General features: G+C 62.1%; 24 protein-coding genes, 1 tRNA gene and 1 riboswitch. Of the genes, 12 read left to right on the top strand and 13 right to left on the bottom strand.

Features of this window, described 5'->3' with window-relative positions; genetic code table 11:
• Positions 1 to 82 precede the first annotated feature (82 nt).
• Complete coding sequence (locus FQ755_RS27635) at positions 83 to 721, bottom strand: peroxiredoxin (RefSeq protein ID WP_144158281.1); 639 nt, start codon at positions 719 to 721, stop codon at positions 83 to 85.
• 362 nt (positions 722 to 1,083) lie between these two features.
• Here FQ755_RS27635 and FQ755_RS27630 point away from each other — a divergent pair, with 362 nt between their 5' ends.
• The 3 genes from FQ755_RS27630 to FQ755_RS27620 all read left to right on the top strand — a co-directional run bounded on the left by FQ755_RS27630 (position 1,084) and on the right by FQ755_RS27620 (position 2,417).
• The gene (locus FQ755_RS27630) at positions 1,084 to 1,386 is read left to right on the top strand and encodes a YqjD family protein (RefSeq protein ID WP_007584918.1); all 303 of its coding nucleotides are present in this window, start codon (positions 1,084 to 1,086) and stop codon (positions 1,384 to 1,386) included.
• A 114-nt stretch (positions 1,387 to 1,500) separates the two neighbouring features.
• A complete protein-coding gene (locus tag FQ755_RS27625) occupies positions 1,501 to 1,887 on the top strand; it encodes a phage holin family protein (protein WP_144158279.1) in 387 nt (128 codons plus the stop codon).
• 62 nt (positions 1,888 to 1,949) lie between these two features.
• Positions 1,950 to 2,417, top strand: coding sequence for a DUF3318 domain-containing protein (locus FQ755_RS27620; protein ID WP_144158276.1), 468 nt, complete (start codon positions 1,950 to 1,952; stop codon positions 2,415 to 2,417).
• A gap of 64 nt (positions 2,418 to 2,481) precedes the next feature.
• Here the strand turns inward: FQ755_RS27620 and FQ755_RS27615 are convergent, their stop codons facing one another.
• The 7 genes from FQ755_RS27615 to glyA all read right to left on the bottom strand — a co-directional run bounded on the left by FQ755_RS27615 (position 2,482) and on the right by glyA (position 7,205).
• Positions 2,482 to 2,922 (bottom strand): type IV pilin protein, encoded by a 441-nt coding sequence (locus FQ755_RS27615; RefSeq protein ID WP_144158296.1) that lies wholly within the window; start codon positions 2,920 to 2,922, stop codon positions 2,482 to 2,484.
• Positions 2,923 to 2,936: 14 nt separating this feature from the next.
• Entirely contained in the window at positions 2,937 to 3,515 is a 579-nt protein-coding gene (locus tag FQ755_RS27610) for a PilX N-terminal domain-containing pilus assembly protein (protein ID WP_144158274.1), read from the bottom strand.
• The gene (locus FQ755_RS27605) at positions 3,512 to 4,321 is read right to left on the bottom strand and encodes a PilW family protein (RefSeq protein ID WP_144158272.1); all 810 of its coding nucleotides are present in this window, start codon (positions 4,319 to 4,321) and stop codon (positions 3,512 to 3,514) included. Before FQ755_RS27605 ends, FQ755_RS27610 begins: the two co-directional genes overlap by 4 nt.
• Positions 4,318 to 4,743 (bottom strand): hypothetical protein, encoded by a 426-nt coding sequence (locus FQ755_RS27600; RefSeq protein WP_144158270.1) that lies wholly within the window; start codon positions 4,741 to 4,743, stop codon positions 4,318 to 4,320. Before FQ755_RS27600 ends, FQ755_RS27605 begins: the two co-directional genes overlap by 4 nt.
• A complete protein-coding gene (locus FQ755_RS27595) occupies positions 4,740 to 5,306 on the bottom strand; it encodes a GspH/FimT family pseudopilin (protein WP_409937740.1) in 567 nt (188 codons plus the stop codon). Before FQ755_RS27595 ends, FQ755_RS27600 begins: the two co-directional genes overlap by 4 nt.
• 162 nt (positions 5,307 to 5,468) lie before the next feature.
• Positions 5,469 to 5,951 (bottom strand): transcriptional regulator NrdR, encoded by a 483-nt coding sequence (gene nrdR, locus FQ755_RS27590; RefSeq protein WP_144158266.1) that lies wholly within the window; start codon positions 5,949 to 5,951, stop codon positions 5,469 to 5,471.
• A gap of 6 nt (positions 5,952 to 5,957) precedes the next feature.
• Positions 5,958 to 7,205 (bottom strand): serine hydroxymethyltransferase, encoded by a 1,248-nt coding sequence (glyA, locus tag FQ755_RS27585; protein WP_144158264.1) that lies wholly within the window; start codon positions 7,203 to 7,205, stop codon positions 5,958 to 5,960.
• Positions 7,206 to 7,380: 175 nt separating this feature from the next.
• Positions 7,381 to 7,480: riboswitch (ZMP/ZTP riboswitch) on the bottom strand.
• A gap of 214 nt (positions 7,481 to 7,694) precedes the next feature.
• On the opposite strand from glyA, the gene FQ755_RS27575 reads away from it, so the two are divergent.
• The 9 genes from FQ755_RS27575 (at position 7,695) to FQ755_RS27535 (ending at position 14,211) form a co-directional block, all read left to right on the top strand.
• Complete coding sequence (locus FQ755_RS27575) at positions 7,695 to 8,441, top strand: SDR family NAD(P)-dependent oxidoreductase (RefSeq protein ID WP_144158294.1); 747 nt, start codon at positions 7,695 to 7,697, stop codon at positions 8,439 to 8,441.
• A gap of 56 nt (positions 8,442 to 8,497) precedes the next feature.
• Complete coding sequence (gene ybgC / locus FQ755_RS27570; RefSeq protein WP_144158262.1) at positions 8,498 to 8,977, top strand: tol-pal system-associated acyl-CoA thioesterase; 480 nt, start codon at positions 8,498 to 8,500, stop codon at positions 8,975 to 8,977.
• A gap of 154 nt (positions 8,978 to 9,131) precedes the next feature.
• Entirely contained in the window at positions 9,132 to 9,809 is a 678-nt protein-coding gene (gene tolQ, locus FQ755_RS27565; protein ID WP_074265790.1) for a protein TolQ, read from the top strand.
• A gap of 10 nt (positions 9,810 to 9,819) precedes the next feature.
• Positions 9,820 to 10,272 (top strand): protein TolR, encoded by a 453-nt coding sequence (tolR, locus tag FQ755_RS27560; protein WP_144158260.1) that lies wholly within the window; start codon positions 9,820 to 9,822, stop codon positions 10,270 to 10,272.
• The gene (gene tolA, locus FQ755_RS27555; protein WP_144158258.1) at positions 10,269 to 11,273 is read left to right on the top strand and encodes a cell envelope integrity protein TolA; all 1,005 of its coding nucleotides are present in this window, start codon (positions 10,269 to 10,271) and stop codon (positions 11,271 to 11,273) included. The genes tolR and tolA overlap by 4 nt, the downstream gene beginning before the upstream one ends.
• 112 nt (positions 11,274 to 11,385) lie before the next feature.
• Positions 11,386 to 12,678, top strand: a complete 1,293-nt coding sequence (gene tolB / locus FQ755_RS27550; protein WP_144158256.1) for a Tol-Pal system beta propeller repeat protein TolB — start codon at positions 11,386 to 11,388, stop codon at positions 12,676 to 12,678.
• A gap of 18 nt (positions 12,679 to 12,696) precedes the next feature.
• Positions 12,697 to 13,206, top strand: a complete 510-nt coding sequence (pal, locus tag FQ755_RS27545) for a peptidoglycan-associated lipoprotein Pal (RefSeq protein ID WP_144158254.1) — start codon at positions 12,697 to 12,699, stop codon at positions 13,204 to 13,206.
• A 15-nt stretch (positions 13,207 to 13,221) separates the two neighbouring features.
• Positions 13,222 to 13,971 (top strand): tol-pal system protein YbgF, encoded by a 750-nt coding sequence (ybgF, locus tag FQ755_RS27540; RefSeq protein ID WP_144158252.1) that lies wholly within the window; start codon positions 13,222 to 13,224, stop codon positions 13,969 to 13,971.
• A gap of 164 nt (positions 13,972 to 14,135) precedes the next feature.
• A tRNA-Lys gene (locus tag FQ755_RS27535) sits at positions 14,136 to 14,211 on the top strand.
• A 25-nt stretch (positions 14,212 to 14,236) separates the two neighbouring features.
• Here the strand turns inward: FQ755_RS27535 and FQ755_RS27530 are convergent.
• From FQ755_RS27530 to FQ755_RS27510, 5 genes are all read right to left on the bottom strand, one after another.
• Positions 14,237 to 15,304 (bottom strand): tyrosine-type recombinase/integrase, encoded by a 1,068-nt coding sequence (locus tag FQ755_RS27530; protein WP_144158250.1) that lies wholly within the window; start codon positions 15,302 to 15,304, stop codon positions 14,237 to 14,239.
• Positions 15,305 to 15,499: 195 nt separating this feature from the next.
• Complete coding sequence (locus FQ755_RS27525; protein WP_144158248.1) at positions 15,500 to 15,763, bottom strand: helix-turn-helix transcriptional regulator; 264 nt, start codon at positions 15,761 to 15,763, stop codon at positions 15,500 to 15,502.
• Positions 15,764 to 15,855: 92 nt separating this feature from the next.
• Positions 15,856 to 16,386: a hypothetical protein gene (locus FQ755_RS27520; protein ID WP_144158246.1), complete on the bottom strand. Its 531-nt coding sequence runs from the start codon at positions 16,384 to 16,386 to the stop codon at positions 15,856 to 15,858.
• Between the two features lie 132 nt (positions 16,387 to 16,518).
• The gene (locus tag FQ755_RS27515) at positions 16,519 to 16,923 is read right to left on the bottom strand and encodes a PIN domain nuclease (RefSeq protein WP_144158244.1); all 405 of its coding nucleotides are present in this window, start codon (positions 16,921 to 16,923) and stop codon (positions 16,519 to 16,521) included.
• Positions 16,920 to 17,114 (bottom strand): type II toxin-antitoxin system VapB family antitoxin, encoded by a 195-nt coding sequence (locus tag FQ755_RS27510; protein WP_144158242.1) that lies wholly within the window; start codon positions 17,112 to 17,114, stop codon positions 16,920 to 16,922. Before FQ755_RS27510 ends, FQ755_RS27515 begins: the two co-directional genes overlap by 4 nt.
• Positions 17,115 to 17,479: the final 365 nt, after the last annotated feature.

Genomic DNA, 17,479 nt, shown 5'->3' with positions numbered 1-17,479 from the left:
CTTCGGGTTGGCCTTTTAGTTTTTTTGGCTTTTTGCATGAAAGCATGCGTGAAGGCAGGTTGCGAGCTACCTGCCGCGCGGCTTACTTGTTCGGCTGCGGCGTCATGCGCAGATACGGACGCAGCGCCTTGTAACCCTTGGGGAATTTCTGTTTGATCAGTTCCTCGTCCTTCAGCGACGGCACGATCACCACATCGTCGCCCTGCTTCCAGTTGCCGGGCGTGGCGACCTGGTAGTTGTCGGTGAGCTGAAGCGAGTCGATCACGCGCAGCACCTCGTCGAAGTTGCGGCCCGTGCTGGCCGGATACGTGATGATCAGGCGAACCTTCTTCTTCGGATCGATCACGAACAGCGAACGGACCGTCAAGGTCTCGTTCGCGTTCGGGTGGATCATGTCGTACAGCTGCGAGACCTTGCGGTCGCCGTCGGCCAGAATCGGAAAGCCGACGCTGGCGGCCTGCGTCTCGTTGATGTCCTTGATCCACTCCTTGTGCGACGCCGCCGTGTCCACCGACAGGGCAATCGTCTTCACATTGCGCTTTTCAAACTCGCTGGCGAGCTTGGCGGTCAGGCCGAGCTCGGTCGTGCATACGGGCGTGAAGTCCGCCGGATGGGAGAACAGCACACCCCAGCTATCGCCCAGCCACTCATGGAACTTGATGTGGCCGATGCTCGATTCCTGTTCGAAATCCGGTGCGATGTCGCCAAGACGTAGACTCATGATGCAGCTCCTTTGTATGTTCGGACGGTCCGTTCAGGCTCACGCCTGCGGCACCCCGCAAATTTAGAGCATACGGGAGTGCGCGTACACCGCGAACGAACATCGCGTCACAACTTTATGAGTTTTTGTAATTTTCGTTCAGATAGAGGAAACTTTGCGGGACAGATCAACTCCATCAAGATCACGTCTGCCATGCGGCCGTCACGGCGCGAACATCCGGATGATTGCCTGGTGAGCGCGTTTAACCGGCAACGGACCGGCCAGGAACGGATCGTGCGGGGCTCTCTGTATATTGCCAGGCTCGCCACGTGACGTTTCTTTGGTTACGATTCACGCATGCCATACAAAGATGGGAGCTGTAAATGTCGGAAGTCAACAAGGAGAGATTGATGTCGGATATCAAAACCGTCCTCGCGGACGCTGAAGACCTGCTGAAACAGGCCGCGAGCGCCACCGGCGAACGCGCTTCCGAACTGCGTGAAACGGCGCTGTCGCGCCTGAAACAGGCCAAGGAAAAGGCGGCTGACGTGCAGGTCGTCGTAGTCGAGAAAGGCAAGAAGGCCGCGCGCGCAACCGACGACTACGTGCACGAGCATCCGTGGGCGTCGATCGGTATTGCGGCGGGTGTGGGCGTACTGGTCGGCCTGCTGATCAATCGCAAGTAAAAAAAGCTGACGTTGCCGGGTTGTATGTCCGGCACGCTGCTGACACGGGTGGACCGGTGCCTGTCCGACCGGTCCACTTCTTCTGGCGCACCTCACGCGCAACGCGCCCAAGCCATGACGATCGACAATCAATCGCAGCGCGCGGAACACAGTCCCTTGCGCCGCATCCTCAGTTCCGTGTTTGCGATTCTGCAAACGCGGCTTGAACTGGTCGGCATCGAACTGGCCGAGGAAAAAGACCGCCTGCTCGGCGTGCTGTTCCTCGGACTGGCGGCGATGATGCTTGCCACCATGGCCCTGATCGCGCTCACGGCGCTGGTCGCCATCGCCTTCTGGGATACCTACCGGTGGCAGGCGCTCGCGGGCATCACAGCGGTGTACGCGATCGCGGCGCTGGCCTGCGCCATCAAGGCGCGCAGCGGTTTGCACAATGCGCCGATGGTGTTCGAGGCTACGCTGGCCGAGTTCGAGAAGGACCGCGATATTTTTCGCAAACCGTGACATAGGCCGGGCATGGCCGCTCGCACCGCCTGCCCTTCCGACTACCTCCTGCGCCCGACATCATGAGTTCCAATCGCACCGACACCGCCTTTCGCAACAAGCGCCCGCTTTCCCGCGACCTGAGCGCGCCGCATCTGCGTGCGCTGCGCAAGGAATTGCTGCTGGTGCGCGCGGATGTCGAGCGAATGGAGCTTGCCCAGGCCACCGTCGAGCTGCGCCAGGCGGTTACGCACTTTAGCTGGCTCAAGTTCATCGTGCCGGGTTTTGCCGGCGGTATGCGCTGGAACAAGGCACGCGGCGCTACGGCAGGCATCGGCGCGCTGCTCAAGGAATATCCGCTGATCAGTTCGATTGTTTCCATGCTGCTGGCCAAGCCGCTGCGGGCCACTGTCGTGGCGACCGCCAAGCCCGCTATAAAGTGGGGAAGCCTCGGACTCGCCGCGTGGGAAGCGTATCGGATCTGGCAGCAGATGAAGAACGATTCGAAGCGCACAAAAGCGGAAGCCGCGGCCCAAGACAGCGGGTATTGAATCTGGCGGCGTCATTGGCGATGCTGCGGCCGTTCGAGGCATTGCGCTGTGCACTGTTGCTGACCTAACGCGTGTTCCAGCAATCGTCTGGATTCGGCGTCGTGGTGCCATCCACACTGAGATTTTTCCGCGCACCTGTTGCGTCGAGGGTGAAGATGCCGCAGGAATCGTCGCGCATCGGTCCTGTCTCTATGGGACGAGCTTCTACCGCATAGCCGCCATTCGTTTCATCCGACGGTAAAGCGTGCAAACGGTACACGGGCGTGCCGAAAGGCGGCGCCTGATCGAGTCCTGTTGGCAATGTGCTGACCTCGCCAGGGACAGCCGCCTCGATGAACTGAGCGGCACGATAGAGCGCCGACGCCGCATCGATCCGGTGCGAACGTGCCACGTGGCTACGATACGAAGGTATCGCATACGCGACGAGGACCGCACCTATCGCCAAAGCGATGACCAGTTCAAGCAGCGTAAACGCCGAGACGGGCGATTTCTCTACATTCCTCATGTCGACGCGCCCCTTCAGAACGGCCGGGCGGCGATCCGCCGCCAATGTTGCTCGGTCTTGTCACCCGCCATGACGAATTCCAGTTGAAGCCAGGCCTGCGATTCCCGGGAGCCGCCGAAGCCGCGCGCCGTCAGCAGATAGCCTTTCGCCTCCGGCCGCGCGCTCAAGCGCCACGCTTCGACGAGACATTGAGGCGGCGCGGCAGAGCCCGGCCATGCGGCGATCGGCGTGAAGGCGCCGGAGGTGAATGTGGGTTCGAATTTCCATCCGGTTGGCTCCGTGGCGACAGCGGCTGTGACGGGCGCGTTGCCTGCCACCACGGCGCCAACACATAAGGTCAGGGCGGAATCCGCAGCGTGGAAGGCCTGCAGGGCGTCGCGCAGATTGGCCGAAGCGCGCGCCGACGCGAGCGAGGTTTCGAACCAGGCGGCCGAGGTGACCAGCATCATCGAGGCAATCAGCAGCACGATGGGTAAGGCTGCGCCGCGGATGCGTCGCTGGCTTGCGAGTTCCGTCCTGGGCCTCTCCTTGATGCCCACCTCGGGCCACTTCTTGGGCGCCTTCTTGGGCCACTTCCTAGCCCGCGTCTTCATGGCGCGCTCGCTTCGTTGTTGCGGATAGCCACGCGCCGCCAGAATGCCTGCCTCATGCGCAAGTCCGCGCCAGTGACATTCGCGCCATCGCAATCCATATAGCTTGAACGCCGTCCCTGCGGCGCGCCGCGCACCAGCACGCACACGTCCACGGCGACGACGTTCGCCCACTGATCCGGCGCGAGCGATGCTGCATCGCGCGCGGTCTGCGCGCCAGCAAGCCAGTACCTGAAACGCAGCCGTTCGACGCCTTCTACCAGCGGCTGCGCAGAACCGGTCTTGCCATTGCCGTCGCAATACAGCTCGGATTCGCCGGTCGAGCCACTGGGTTTAGCGTAAAAGCGATTCACGATCAGCACACGCCCCGCACCGAACGCCGTACCCCCGACGCTCACAGCTTGACCCAGACAATCAGTGGTTTGGCTCGTCGACGTCGGCCAGGTGGAAACGGTATCGCCAACGTAGCGGACCGCGATGCCGTCTGATTTGCTTGTCAACGCCTCGCACGTGAGGTTGTCGTCGGCGCCGGTTGGCCGCGCGGAGGAACATCCGAACAGCGTGGGTTTTGATTGCGGCTGTGGCAGGTCGGCCGGCACAAATCCGGTCATCTGGATTTGCTGGCCAATCAGGGTCAACGCAGTCATGCCTGCCTCGCGGATCTGCAGCGCGTCGCCGGCACGGCCAAACGCCGCGCGCTGCGAGCGATACAGGGAAACCGCGCCCACCGTGACGACTAACCCAAGCGCCAAGGCGATCGTCAGTTCTACGAGCGTATGCCCGCGCAGAGAGTAGTCACGCTGCTTCATTTGACGAACGCCAAGGCAACGCACGCGAGGCCGGCGGGCGCCGTCTGATCGCCGCACGACTCGGGTTTATCGATTGCGTCGCTCGGCCCGCGCGTCGTGGTCAAGGCGGACCATGTGACGCGAGCCCATGAAACGCCACCGCCGCCCTCGCTGCTCGATGCATCGCCCTTGGGCAACAGGCTTGCCGCGCGGGCACTCCATTGCCGCAGGGCGATGTCGCCCCCCGTTGGCGCGCGCATCGCTTCGACCACCGCGTCGGCTATCAGAACCGCGTGTTCGCGCAGCGCCGCCGCGCGCGCCTCTCGCGCGAGCCACAATTGCGACGCGATCAAACCGAGTGCCGTAACTGCGGTCAGCGCGACCGCGAGCAAAACTTCGATCATCGACGTGCCGCGCGACCGCTTGAGTCGAATAGTCCTCATGATGTCGCTCCGCAGGCACCGTCAGAAATGCGCGGCCGGCCGCCCGCAGCGATGCGAATGCAACGCCGCCACGCTCCGCCTTGCGTGATCCGCGAAGACAACTGCGGCGCGATGTCGAAACTGCGAAAGCTGCCGATCAATTGCCCCGCGGGCGGCGTAAAGGTGAGGCTCGTTTGCGTACCGGCAATGCTCACTGCCGCGAGTTCGGTCTGCGCGCGCAACACGGCGGACGCGCCGCCACGCTCGACCATCACCGCCCAACCACACGACCAATCCGCCACTCCGATGCGGCAGGCCTGGCCTGTGGCAAGACAGCGACGGGCCGCGTCGACCCGGCAGACCGTCACGCGTGCGCCACGCCGGACCGCCTCGCTACGCGCATACGAAAGCGTCGAAAACAAGGCCCTGGCGCGTGCATCGACCTGGTCGCGCACATGCCAGGCAACCAGCGACGGCGTCGCCATGGCAGCCAGCACCGCCAGAACGGCAATCACGACCAGCGTTTCGATCAGCGTAAAGCCGCGGCATACGCGCGGTAAATCGGCATCCGGTTTCATCTGCATTCCTTAACTTCGCAAGAATGCAGACAATTTACCCAGGCAATCGCCCGTCAACAATTAGCCGAATGGCCAGCTAGCGCGCATGCGAATTTACCCGCAACAATGTGGGTAGCACGGCTACAGGAAGGGAGAGTACGAATGCTCTTACGAGAACAATCGGCGCAATCAGCGTTTGCGAGGCGGCTTGGGAGGTGTAGCCGCGCGGCGAAATTCTTCAATGACGTCTTCGAATTCCGACACGTCTTCGAAACGGCGGTACACGGAGGCAAAGCGGACGTAGGCAATCGTGTCGAGCGCGCGCAGCTCGTTCATCACGAGTTCGCCGAGACGCTCGCTGCGCACTTCACGCTCACCGCTGCCCAGCAATTGATATTCGATGCGGGCCACCGCCGCGTCGACCGCGTCCGCGGCAACCGGACGCTTGCGCAGCGCCAGTTGCATGCTCGCGACAATCTTGCGGCGATCGAATTCGGTGCGGCTGCCGTCCTTCTTGACGACCGACGGCAACGCCAGCTCGACCCGCTCATACGTCGTAAAACGTTTGTCGCAGGCCGGACAACGGCGGCGCCGGCGAATTGCGGCGCCGTCCTCGGATACGCGAGAGTCCACGACCTGCGTATCGTCGTGCCGGCAGAAGGGGCAGCGCATCGTCGCTTACTTGTAGACCGGGAAGCGCTTGGTCAACTCGGCCACCTGCGCGCGAACGCGTTCGATCGTCGCGGCATCTTCCGGGTTGTCCAGCACGTCGGCGATCAGGTTACCCACCTGCTCCGCTTCCTTCACGCCGAAGCCGCGCGTGGTCATGGCCGGCGAGCCGAGGCGCACGCCACTCGTGACGAACGGCTTTTCCGGATCGTTCGGGATGGCGTTCTTGTTGACGGTGATATGCGCCGCGCCGAGTGCGGCTTCAGCCACCTTGCCGGTAATGTGCTTGGCGCGCAGGTCGACCAGCATCACGTGGCTTTCGGTGCGGCCCGAAACAATGCGCAGGCCGCGCTTGACGAGCGTTTCCGCCAGCACGCACGCGTTGTCCACCACTTTTTGCTGGTATTCCTTGAATTCCGGCGCCAGCGCTTCCTTGAAGGCAACCGCCTTGCCGGCGATGACGTGCATCAGCGGACCGCCCTGGATGCCCGGGAAGATCGCCGAGTTGATCTGCTTTTCGAACTCGGCCTTCATCAGGATCACGCCGCCGCGCGGACCACGCAGGCTCTTGTGAGTGGTGGTGGTCACGAAGTCGGAATGCGGCACCGGGTTCGGATAGACGCCGGCGGCAACGAGGCCCGCGTAGTGCGCCATGTCGACCATGAAGTAGGCGCCCACCGACTTCGCGATCTTCGACAGACGTTCGAAGTCGATGCGCAGCGCGAAAGCCGACGCACCCGCGACGATCAGCTTCGGCTTGTGTTCCTGAGCGAGCTTTTCCGCGGCTTCGTAGTCGATGTCTTCCGCTTCGTTCAGGCCGTAGCTGACGACGTTGAACCACTTGCCCGACATGTTCACGGGCGAGCCGTGCGTCAGGTGGCCGCCGTGGGCGAGGCTCATGCCCATGATGGTATCGCCCGGCTTGAGCATGGCGAAAAACACGCCCTGGTTGGCCTGCGAGCCCGAATTCGGCTGCACGTTGGCGGCTTCGGCGCCGAACAGTTCCTTCACGCGGTCGATCGCGAGCTGCTCGACGATGTCCACGTATTCACACCCGCCGTAGTAGCGCTTGCCCGGGTAACCTTCGGCGTACTTGTTGGTCAGTTGCGAACCTTGAGCGGCCATCACGGCCGGGCTCGTGTAGTTTTCCGACGCGATCAGCTCGATGTGATCTTCCTGACGGCGGTTTTCCTGTTCGATCGCCTTCCAGAGTTCGGGATCGACGTTGGCAATGGTGCTTTGGGCTCTGTCAAACATACGGTTTCCGTTGAGTGTGTTCAGGTTGACCGGATCGTGCGCCGAATTTCGTGCAGAAAGCGTAGTGGGTACGCAGCGCTGCTGGCGGCTGGGCCAGCCCTGACATGGCGGATAAAGATGGGCCGCACACGCGAGGCAGGACAGCCACCGGCGGCGCAAATAAATGCGCGCGGATCACGGCTGCCCAGGCGAACGGCAAAACGGCACCCTGCGCTTCACGGTGGGTCGCTCCACCTTGAACCTGTTTGGTTCTATCGCCAGTCACGCAGGGATGAGCGCATTAGTGTATTGGAAGCGCCCCGAATAGGCAACCGGCTGGCCGCAAGGCCCGCCGGCGCGGCTCTTCCGGCCACCGTGCGGCCGCCGGCCGCGCCCGGCCATTCGCCGCGTCTGAAGCTGCTGCGCGCCGCCTGGCAGGGTCATTCTTGCCGCCGCGCCGCAATGGAAGTAGGCTTGGCGACTTTCCCCTCCTCCGACCAGGAAAACGCAATGATCGTCTTCGTCACCGGGGCGTCCGCCGGATTCGGCGCCGCCATCGCCCGCACTTTCGTCAAGGGCGGCCACCGCGTCGTCGCCACGGCGCGCCGCAAGGATCGCCTGCGGGCACTTGCCGACGAACTCGGCGAGGCGCTTCTGCCGTTCGAACTCGACGTGCGCGACCGCGCCGCCGTCGCGGCCGTGCCTGCCGCGCTGCCGGAAGAATTCGCCGCCATCGACGTGCTGATCAACAACGCGGGCCTGGCACTCGGCCTCGAGCCGGCGCAACGGGCCAATCTCGACGACTGGCAAACCATGATCGACACCAACTGCACCGGTCTCGTGCAGGTCACCCACGCGCTGCTGCCGGGGATGGTCGAACGCCAGCGCGGCCATGTCTTCAACATTAGCTCGGCGGCCGCCAACTGGCCTTATCCGGGCGGCAACGTGTACGGCGCCACCAAGGCATTCGTGCGCCAGTTCAGCCTGAACCTGCGCGCCGATCTGGCCGGCACGCCATTGCGCGTCACCGACGTGGAGCCGGGCCTGTGCGGCGGCACCGAATTCTCGAACGTGCGCTTTCGCGGCGACGACACCAAAGCCGCGGGTGTCTACCAGAACGTGCAGCCGCTCACCGCCGAGGACATCGCCGACACGATCTACTGGACCGCGACGCGCCCGGCGCACGTCAACGTCAATACGATCGAACTGATGCCGGTGGCGCAGACGTTTTCGGCGCTATCGATACATCGCGGTTGACGATGCTGCCGGCACCGCACCCCACAAAATAACGTCGGGGTGTGCGATCCGGTAAAATGCGCCGCATGAATATGTCTCCCAGCGAATCCGGCGCCGGAATCGGCTTCACCTGGCCCATTCGCGTGTACTACGAAGATACTGACGCCGGCGGCATCGTCTTCTACGCGAACTACCTGAAGTTTTTCGAACGGGCGCGTACCGAATGGCTGCGGGCGTGCGGGATCGAACAGGATCGCCTCGCGGAACAAACCGGCGCACTGTTCATTGTGCGCAGTACCGCGGTCGACTATCGTGCGCCCGCGCGGCTTGACGATCTGGTGAAAATTGTCAGCCGCCCTGAACGAATTGGCCGCGCGTCGGTCGATTTCTCGCAGGAAGCCTGGCGTGACGGCACGCTGCTTGCTACCGGGACCATTCGGGTCGGCTGTGTCGACCGGGTAGCACTGCGTCCTGCCGCCATTCCGGCGCCGGTTCTCGCTGCATTAAGGCGCGGGCCGGCGGTATCTGTACCCACCGTGTCAACGAACAACGGCTGAACTTCGTTGTTACGGGGCCAGTGAACTCGTATCGATCAAGCAACACAAAGCATGGTTCGGCCAGCGGTTCGCCGATGCTTCCGGTTTCCCCACGGCGAGCTTCGATGAACCTTGCAGCCGGACGCCCCCTTCCGGGACGTTACAGCGAACCTATATGAACACTACACAAGATCTATCGATCATTTCTCTCGTTCTTAATGCGAGCCTGCTGGCGCAGGCCGTGATGGCACTGCTGCTGTTGCTCTCGCTGCTGTCGTGGACGTTTATCTTCCGCAAGTGGTTTGCGATCCGCCGCGCACGCGCGCAAACTGAGCGCTTCGAACGCGATTTCTGGTCGGGCGGCGACCTGCAGGCGCTGTATCAAAGCGCGGCGAACAATCGCCACACGATCGGCGCGCTCGAACGGATTTTCGAATCCGGCATGCGCGAGTTCCTGAAGGGCAAGGAAAAGCGTCTCAACGACCCAGGGCTGATCCTCGACGGCGCACGCCGCGCCATGCGCGCAGCGTTCCAGCGTGAGATGGACGTGCTCGAAGCCAATCTGGCGTTTCTCGCCTCGGTGGGTTCGGTCAGCCCGTATATCGGTCTGTTCGGTACCGTGTGGGGGATCATGAACGCGTTTCGCGGTCTCGCCAACGTGCAGCAGGCCACGCTTGCCAACGTCGCGCCGGGTATCGCCGAAGCACTGACGGCCACGGCAATTGGTCTGTTCGCCGCGATTCCGGCAGTGGTGGCCTACAACCGTTACGCGCACGACATCGACCGACTGGCAATCCGCTTCGAGACCTTCATCGAAGAATTCTCGAACATCCTGCAACGTCAGGCGCACTAAGGAGTCCACCATGGCCGGTTCCTCCAGTCGCTCTTCCAGTATGCGCGGCAGCCGTTCGCGCCGCGCGATGGCCGATATCAACGTCGTGCCGTATATCGACGTGATGCTGGTGCTGCTCGTGATCTTCATGGTGACCGCGCCGCTCGTCGCACCGTCGATCGTCAATCTGCCTACCGTCGGCGGGGCCGCTCCGCAACAGCAGACGCCGCCGGTTGTGGTCAATATCCGCGCAGATGGCAACATGAACGTCAAATATAAAGACGACAATGGCGCCATGCAGCAGGAGAACATGACGCGGCAGGATCTGGACAGCTTCGTCACCGACCGCGAGCAATCGCATCCGGACCAGCCGGTGGTGATCGCCGCCGACAAGACGGTCAAGTACGAAGCCGTGATGAACGTGATGTCCGACCTGAAGGCTCGCGGCGTCAAGCGCGTGGGCCTCCTCGTCAAATCGCAATGATCCGCAAGCAATCCGCCCGTCCACTCCAGCCGCCGCGTGAACGCGGCACATGGCGAGCCTTTGCGCTCGCCGTGGTGATGCACGTGTTACTCGCCTTCTTCCTGTATCACGGCATTCAATGGCAAAACAGCACACCGGCAGGCGCCGAGGCCGAGCTGTGGACCGATGTGCCCGAGGTGACAACGCCTCAGCCGCCGCCTCCCCCCCCGCCGGTACCCGTGGCTCCCGCTCCGCCGCTGCCTGACGAGCAGGCTGACATTGCGTTGCAGGAAAAGAAGCGTCAGGAACAGGAAGCCGCGCGTGAGGCGCAACTTCTCGAACAACAGCGTCAGCAGCAATTGCAAGCTCAGCAGGAAGCCGAGGCGAAGCGGCAACAGCAGGCCGCCGACCAGGCTGCGCAGCTGGCCGCCCAGAAGGCCGCGGCGGCCAGGCTGAAGCAGCAACAGCAGCAGGCCGACAAGCTCAGGCAGCAGCAACTGGCCGAGCAACAAAAGCAAGATCAGTTGAAGCAGCAGCAACTGCAGGACCAGCAACAGCAGCAGGCGCAGGCCGACGCGCAGAAGAAGGCAGATGCGCAAAAGGCGAAGGCGGCGGCCGCCGCGGCGCAGGCAAAGAAGGTCGATCAGGAACGTCGGGCCCGACTCGCGCAATTGCAGGGTTTGGCGGGCGGCGAAGGCTCGACGGGCAACGGTCTTGCCAAGAGCGGTACGGGCAGCGGCTCGGGCGGCACGTCGACGTCGCCGGGGTATGCGGACAAGGTCCGGCGCCTGGTGCGTCCGAAGATCGTATGGTCGGGCGATACGCAGGGTCTGGAAACGGTGGTGTCGGTCCACTGTTCACCGTCCGGCACGTTATTGAGTGCGACCGTTTCACGTAGCAGCGGCAACGAGCAGTGGGATGACGCCGCACTGCGGGCGGTTCAGCTCACCGACCCGATGCCGGTGGATACAGACGGCAAGGCGCCCACGAGCTTCCTGATAACCTTGCGGCCGGCAGGTTGACAGCCCCCGGCGCCCCGCTGAGCGCGGCGCCGCCGGGAACGATTTGTGCGTTTCCGGGTCTGTCTGCTGTCATATCGTGTTAGAAATCGTATTTTTTGGGAATCCATACAGCATGAGTTTGATGACCAAGCTAGGCCTGAGGACTTTGGTGGCGTCGTGCCTGATTGCGGCCGGCGGCGCTGCACACGCGCAGCTCAACGTCCTCGTCACGGGCGTCGGGTCCACCCAGTTCCCCATCGCAACGGCGAATTTCGCCAATGAAGCGAACTCGCCGCAACAGGTCAGCACGATCGTGCGCCAGGATCTGCAACGCAGCGGCAAGTTCACCAATATCGACGCCGGCAGCACACCCGTGGCGGAAACCGACTCGGTCGACCTCGGCAGCTGGAAAGCCAAGGGCGCCAATGCGTTCGTTTCCGGCAGCGTGAATCGTCTGCCCAACGGCCAGTACGAAGTGCGCTTCAAGCTGTACGACACGGTCAAGGGCGAAAGCCTCGGCGGCCTTGTGCTCGTCAGCCCGGAAAGCGGACTGCGGATGAGCGCCCACAAGGTGGCCGACTACATCTACGCGAAGCTGCTCGGCGATCGCGGGGTGTTCGCCACCCGCCTGTCTTACGTGATCAAGACCGGCAACCGTTACCAGTTGCAGATTTCCGATTCGGATGGCCAGGACGCGCATATCGCGCTGTCGAGCCCCGAGCCGATCATCTCGCCGGCCTGGTCGCCTGACGGCACCAAGGTCGCGTATGTTTCGTTCGAAAAGAAGAAGCCCATTGTCTACATCCACGACCTGCCCACGGGCCGTCGTATCGTGGTGTCGGACCAGAAGGGCAATAACAGCGCACCGGCCTGGTCGCCGGATGGGCGCACGCTGGCAGTCGCGCTTTCGCGCACCGGCAATACGCAGATTTTCGCCGTCAATGCTGACGGCAGCGGTCTGCGCCGGCTGACTCAAGGCACCTCGATCGACACCGAACCCAACTACTCTCCTGACGGACAGTGGATCTACTTCACTAGCGACCGCGGCGGTCAACCGCAGATCTACAAGATGCCGGCGCAGGGCGAAAGCGCCGGCGCGGCTCAGCGCGTCACGTTCACGGGCAGCTACAACACCAGCCCGCGCGTAAGCCCGGACGGCAAGCAACTCGCTTACATCTCGCGTGTAGGCGGCGCCTTCAAGCTGTATGTCCAGGACCTGCAGTCCGGATCGGCTACCGGCTTGACCGACACAACACATGACGAATCGCCGAGCTTCGCGGCGAATGGTCAGTACATTCTTTACGCCACACAGGTGAACGGCCGTGGCGTGTTGGCCGCAGTATCGACCGACGGTCGCACTCGGCAGGTCCTGTCCGTTCAGGGCGGCATCGTTCGCGAGCCGTCCTGGGGCCCGTTTATGCAATAACACACAAGGAGAGTAACAATGATGTCTAAACTTCGTATCGTATTTGCCGCATTGCTGGTCGGTGCACTCGCTGCATGTCATTCGGGCGTCAAGCTCGACGACAACGCCAACAAGGGCGGTGCTGTTGCAACCCAACCGAACCCGAATGCAGTCGCACAGGTGAACGTCGACGAGCTGAACGATCCGAATAGCCCGCTCGCCAAGCGCAGCGTCTACTTCGACTTCGACAGCTATTCGGTCAAGGATGAATACCAGTCGCTGCTGGGCCAACACGCGCGTTACCTGAAGGCACATCCGGAACGTCACGTGCTGATCCAGGGCAACACCGACGAACGCGGCACGAGCGAGTACAACCTGGCACTCGGCCAGAAGCGTGCTGAAGCTGTGCGTCGCGCCCTGTCGTTGCTCGGCGTGCCGGATTCGCAAATGGAAGCCGTGAGCCTCGGCAAGGAAAAGCCGCAAGCCGACGGTCATGACGAAGCTTCGTGGGCGCAAAATCGCCGCGCTGACCTCGTCTACCAACAGTAATAGGTGATGAGCCGTATGACGCAACGTTTCTCCTGGCTGCGCTTTGCTGCAGCCGCCTGCGTGGCGGGCTCGGCCTTGACGGCCGTGCCGGCTCATGCCGGCATGTTCGACGACGACCAGGCTCGTCAGGCGATTCTCGATCTGCGTACCAAGACCGATAGCCTGTCGAGCCAATTGTCGGCCGCCCAGCGGACCATCCTCGATCAGTCCAACCGCCTCGACCAGCTCAACCAGCAGGTCGCGACGCTGCGCGGGCAGAACGAGGACATGGCGAACCAGCTTGCCACGGTGCAAAAGCAGCAGAAGGACTACTACACCGACCTGGATACGCGGCTCAAGAAGTTCGAGCCGCAGCAGCAGACGGTCGACGGCGTAGACGGCACGGTCCAGCCGGGTGAGACGGACGCGTTCAATGCGGCCTCAACGCAGTTCCGTAACGGCGACTTCAAGAATGCGGCGGCCTCGTTCCGCAACTTTATCGCCAAGTATCCGCAGAGCCCCTACCAGCCGACCGCGCAGTACTGGCTCGGCAATGCGCTGTATGCATTGCGCGACTACAAGGGTTCGACGGCTACCTGGGAAGGCGTCGTGAAGAATTACCCGCAGCATCCGCGTGCGCCGGAAGCGATGCTCGCGATTGCCAACAATCAGCTCGAACAAGGTCAGAAAGCTGCGGCCAGGAAGACCCTCGAGCAACTTGTTGCGCAGTACGGCAGCTCGGACGTCGCACAGTCGGCGCAAAGCAAGTTGTCGCAAATCAAGTAGTTTTTGCAGCTTGTAGCAAACGCGTAGTGTCGGTTTAAACGCCACGCGCGCCTCTCGCCGGGAAGCCCAAGACAGTCGTTGTCCTGGGCTTTTCGTTTTTACGGCGCCTCAAGCGTGAGGTTGACAAGTTTCCAGCGTTATCGCTATAATCTCGCTTCTCTTTTGGGTCGTTAGCTCAGCTGGTAGAGCAGCGGACTTTTAATCCGTTGGTCACAGGTTCGAATCCCGTACGGCCTACCAAAGAATCTCGTTTGGAATTAGGAAATTACGCCACTTCATCGAGTGGCGTTTTTTCTTTCTCCTCCCCGGAGATTGACCAAAACTTGACCGTGCCGGCGTGTTCGGCCAGGTGACTCGGGGCAAGGTGCGCGTACTTCTGCACCATCTCGATGGTTTCCCATCCCCCAAGCTCTTTCAGCACCATCAGCGGCGTGCCGCGCTGAACGTGCCAGCTTGCCCATGTATGGCGCAGGTCGTGCCAGTGAAAGTCCTCGATTCCAACCGCCCGACACGCCCGCTCGAAGTCCCGTGCATCGACCTGCTTGATGCGTTTTCTGGAACTTTCGCCACGGGTGAGCACGAAGCGGTTGGCGTTTTTCAAACGGCGCGCGATAACACTGACGGCATCTTCGTTGAGCGGCACCGGGCGAGCCCGTTTGGACTTTGCTCCCTCGTGTGTAATCCAGGCGTTGCACTGCGCCAGATCCACCTGAGACGGAGTCAACCCAAGCAACTCTCCTTCGCGCATGCCCGTGGCAACCGCCACGATCGCCGCGTCACGCATCCACGGCAGCCGTAGCGCCCGGATGAATGCAGCGACGACCTCGGGTGGTTCCCAGCGCACACGCACATCAGGCTCGTGGTAACGCGGAAGCTTCGGCACGCGGTCAATCCACTCCCACTGCGCGCACAGATTCAGCATCCGTTTGATGGTGGAAATGTACCGGTTGCGCGTGCTGCCGGTCAGCGGTTCAGTTGGCTTTCCCTTGATAATCTGATGCGTAGGCAACGCATCGACAATCACATCGGTTGTTAAAGAGCGAACGGACTGGCCTGCAAACTTCTCACGCCAGTACGCGACATGCCGCAGCTTGGTGGCATAGTCGCGCTGGCCCTCACACTCACGCAGGAATCTGACGGCGGCTTCCTCAAACGTTCGATCGGGGATGTCACCGAGCTTGTCCTGTCGCCACAGATCGGCCTTCAGGCGGTCGTGATATTCCTGCGCCGCCTTTCGGTCCGTGGTGTCAGTAGAGCGTCTAATTCTTTCGCCGCCTGGTGAGCGGATGTCGAGGTGCCAGATACCGGATTTTTTATCTTTGCGGATGGGCATTGCATTTCTCCACCGACCCGCAGCGGTAGCCGAGGTCTATTGTCTTGGCTTTCGCACAGTTCAGCAAGCCGGGAAGGCAGGACGCGCCACACACGCGAGCCAGGCAACCGGAAGCCAATGCGGCGGCGCATGGCGAACACCGTGCTATAGGACAACTGGAGCCGATCAGCGACCTGCTGCAACGTGAAGGCACGTTCATCGTCCATGGCCGCACTCCTGACCGGCCAGCGACGGCGCACGATAGTGCCCAGGGTCATTGAGCCACTCGATCACGTCGGCCGAGCGCCAGAGCGTGCAGCGCGGGCCAAACCGCACGGCACGCGGGAAACGCCCGGCCTGCTCCAGTGTCAGGACGGTCTGCCGTGACAGGCGGACGTGGGGACGTAGATCAACGAAACGCAGCAGGTAGCCGGGCGCAAGCGGCGCTGCCGGCCACGGGACAGAAGTTTTGCGAGCCATCGGACTGCCTCCAGAAAACAGGCAGCCTCTTCGGAATCAACAGGGAAAACACGCCGCGAGCGCGGCAAGAGGCGAGGAAATCCGCGCAACGCTCAGGCGTGCGCAGACTCCAGGGGGATAAGGCGGAATGCGGTGAGATTGGGATCGATCAGGCCGAGCCTCAGACGCAGGCAGGCCCGCAGCCGTCCGAGGATGACCGGCAGCATGTTAAGCATGATCCGCACGTGCAGCTCTACGACACGCCGCACTGAAAGCGTGAGCCGACCCAGCATGGTTGCCCACGCAGTGACACGCCCCGCCTGTAGCAGATTCGCCGAGCGCATCCGCTCCCCGTGCATCTGTCCGGACAATCCGTAGAAGATCACGATCCACGCGACCACGCCGACGAAACAATCGACCATGGGGCCGAGCCAGGAGAGGAAGCTGAATGCGAGTGTGAGGATAACGAGCAGCACAAACGGCCCAATCACAACGGCAGGGGCAAACCGCCAGCGGCGAGTTTCCCGGTCCATGTGCAGGCGAAACCCCTCGCAGCACATACGGATCGCATGGGCCGGCAACGCGCCTGCGTCACTTGTGCCGCAACGCAATTGCAATTCGAGAGAGTGGGGAATCACGGTCATGGTGAAAAAACATTAAGCCTCAATCGCCCTAAAATCAAGCCCCTGCGCAAAGCCATCGCCCGTTCAGGCGGCCGTTAGTCCGGATTCCGGATCGGAATAGAGGATTCGTTTCCGACGCAGTCCCCAGCGTGATCAATCGTCCCGTAACGCTGATCGAAGACCCAGGTAATCGACAAAGGAATTGAAGTCCCGGTCGCTGAACAGCAGCGAGACACCATTCTCGATGCAGTAGGTCGCGATCAGCGTATCGATGGTTTTCCGGATCGTCACGCCCTGCGCTCTCAGGGCGCGGTAATTTCGTGCAGCCTGGACGGCATTATCGGGGCCGACGAGCGATACAACGCTCAAGCTCGTCGTCATCAGTTGCCTGGCTGTGTTGAATTCCGACTCAGCCGAAAAGCCCTGCAGCACTTCGACCACGATCAGGTCGCCGGTCAACAGTGCCTGCGTGCCCAGCAAGGTGTCGAGCCTGTCGGTTTCCGGCGAAGCCACGCCCCGGAAATAGTCGATCCAGACGCTCGAATCGACGAGCGTCATCGATCTGTTCTCATGGCGTCAAGATCGCCTTCCCAATGGAGCTTCCCCCGGAACTGGCGGATCTGTTCCTGCTGCTTGAGCCGGATGATCGTCTTCAGGCCGAGTTCGACAGCCTCCCGCTTGGTTTTGATACCTGTCGCGGCAAGCGCTTCGGCCATCAAGCTGTCGTCGATTTCAATGTTGGTGCGCATGACAACCTCGTGATGTGTATAAGAACGAAAAATTATACACATTTCATGGCTCCAAAAAACGAATATTCAGATTCTATGATTGCTTTCTGCGCGTGCGGCGCAGCAATCGCCGCGCGAAGCGATGGATGATCAAAGGGCGCCGACCACAATCGGTCCGTCAAGCACTTAGATTGCGTGACCGCTCCGGGTCGAAAAGCGGTCGTTCACGAGTCACCGATCAGATGGACGCTGCGGGTCGAAGAACGAAACCGCTCGCGCGGTAGGGGGCTCCGACCCGGCGTACGGGGTTCGGAGAGGGCCGCTGCGCAGTTCCGTATGTTGGAGGTCGGGGCAATCCGCCTCGTTCTTCAAACGGAGCTGCATCA

The sequence above is a fragment of the Paraburkholderia sp. BCC1885 genome (genome assembly GCF_900996235.1).
GTDB lineage: Bacteria > Pseudomonadota > Gammaproteobacteria > Burkholderiales > Burkholderiaceae > Paraburkholderia.
The sequence above is the reverse complement of the archived record's forward strand: the minus strand, read 5'-3'. Positions and strand labels throughout refer to the sequence as shown.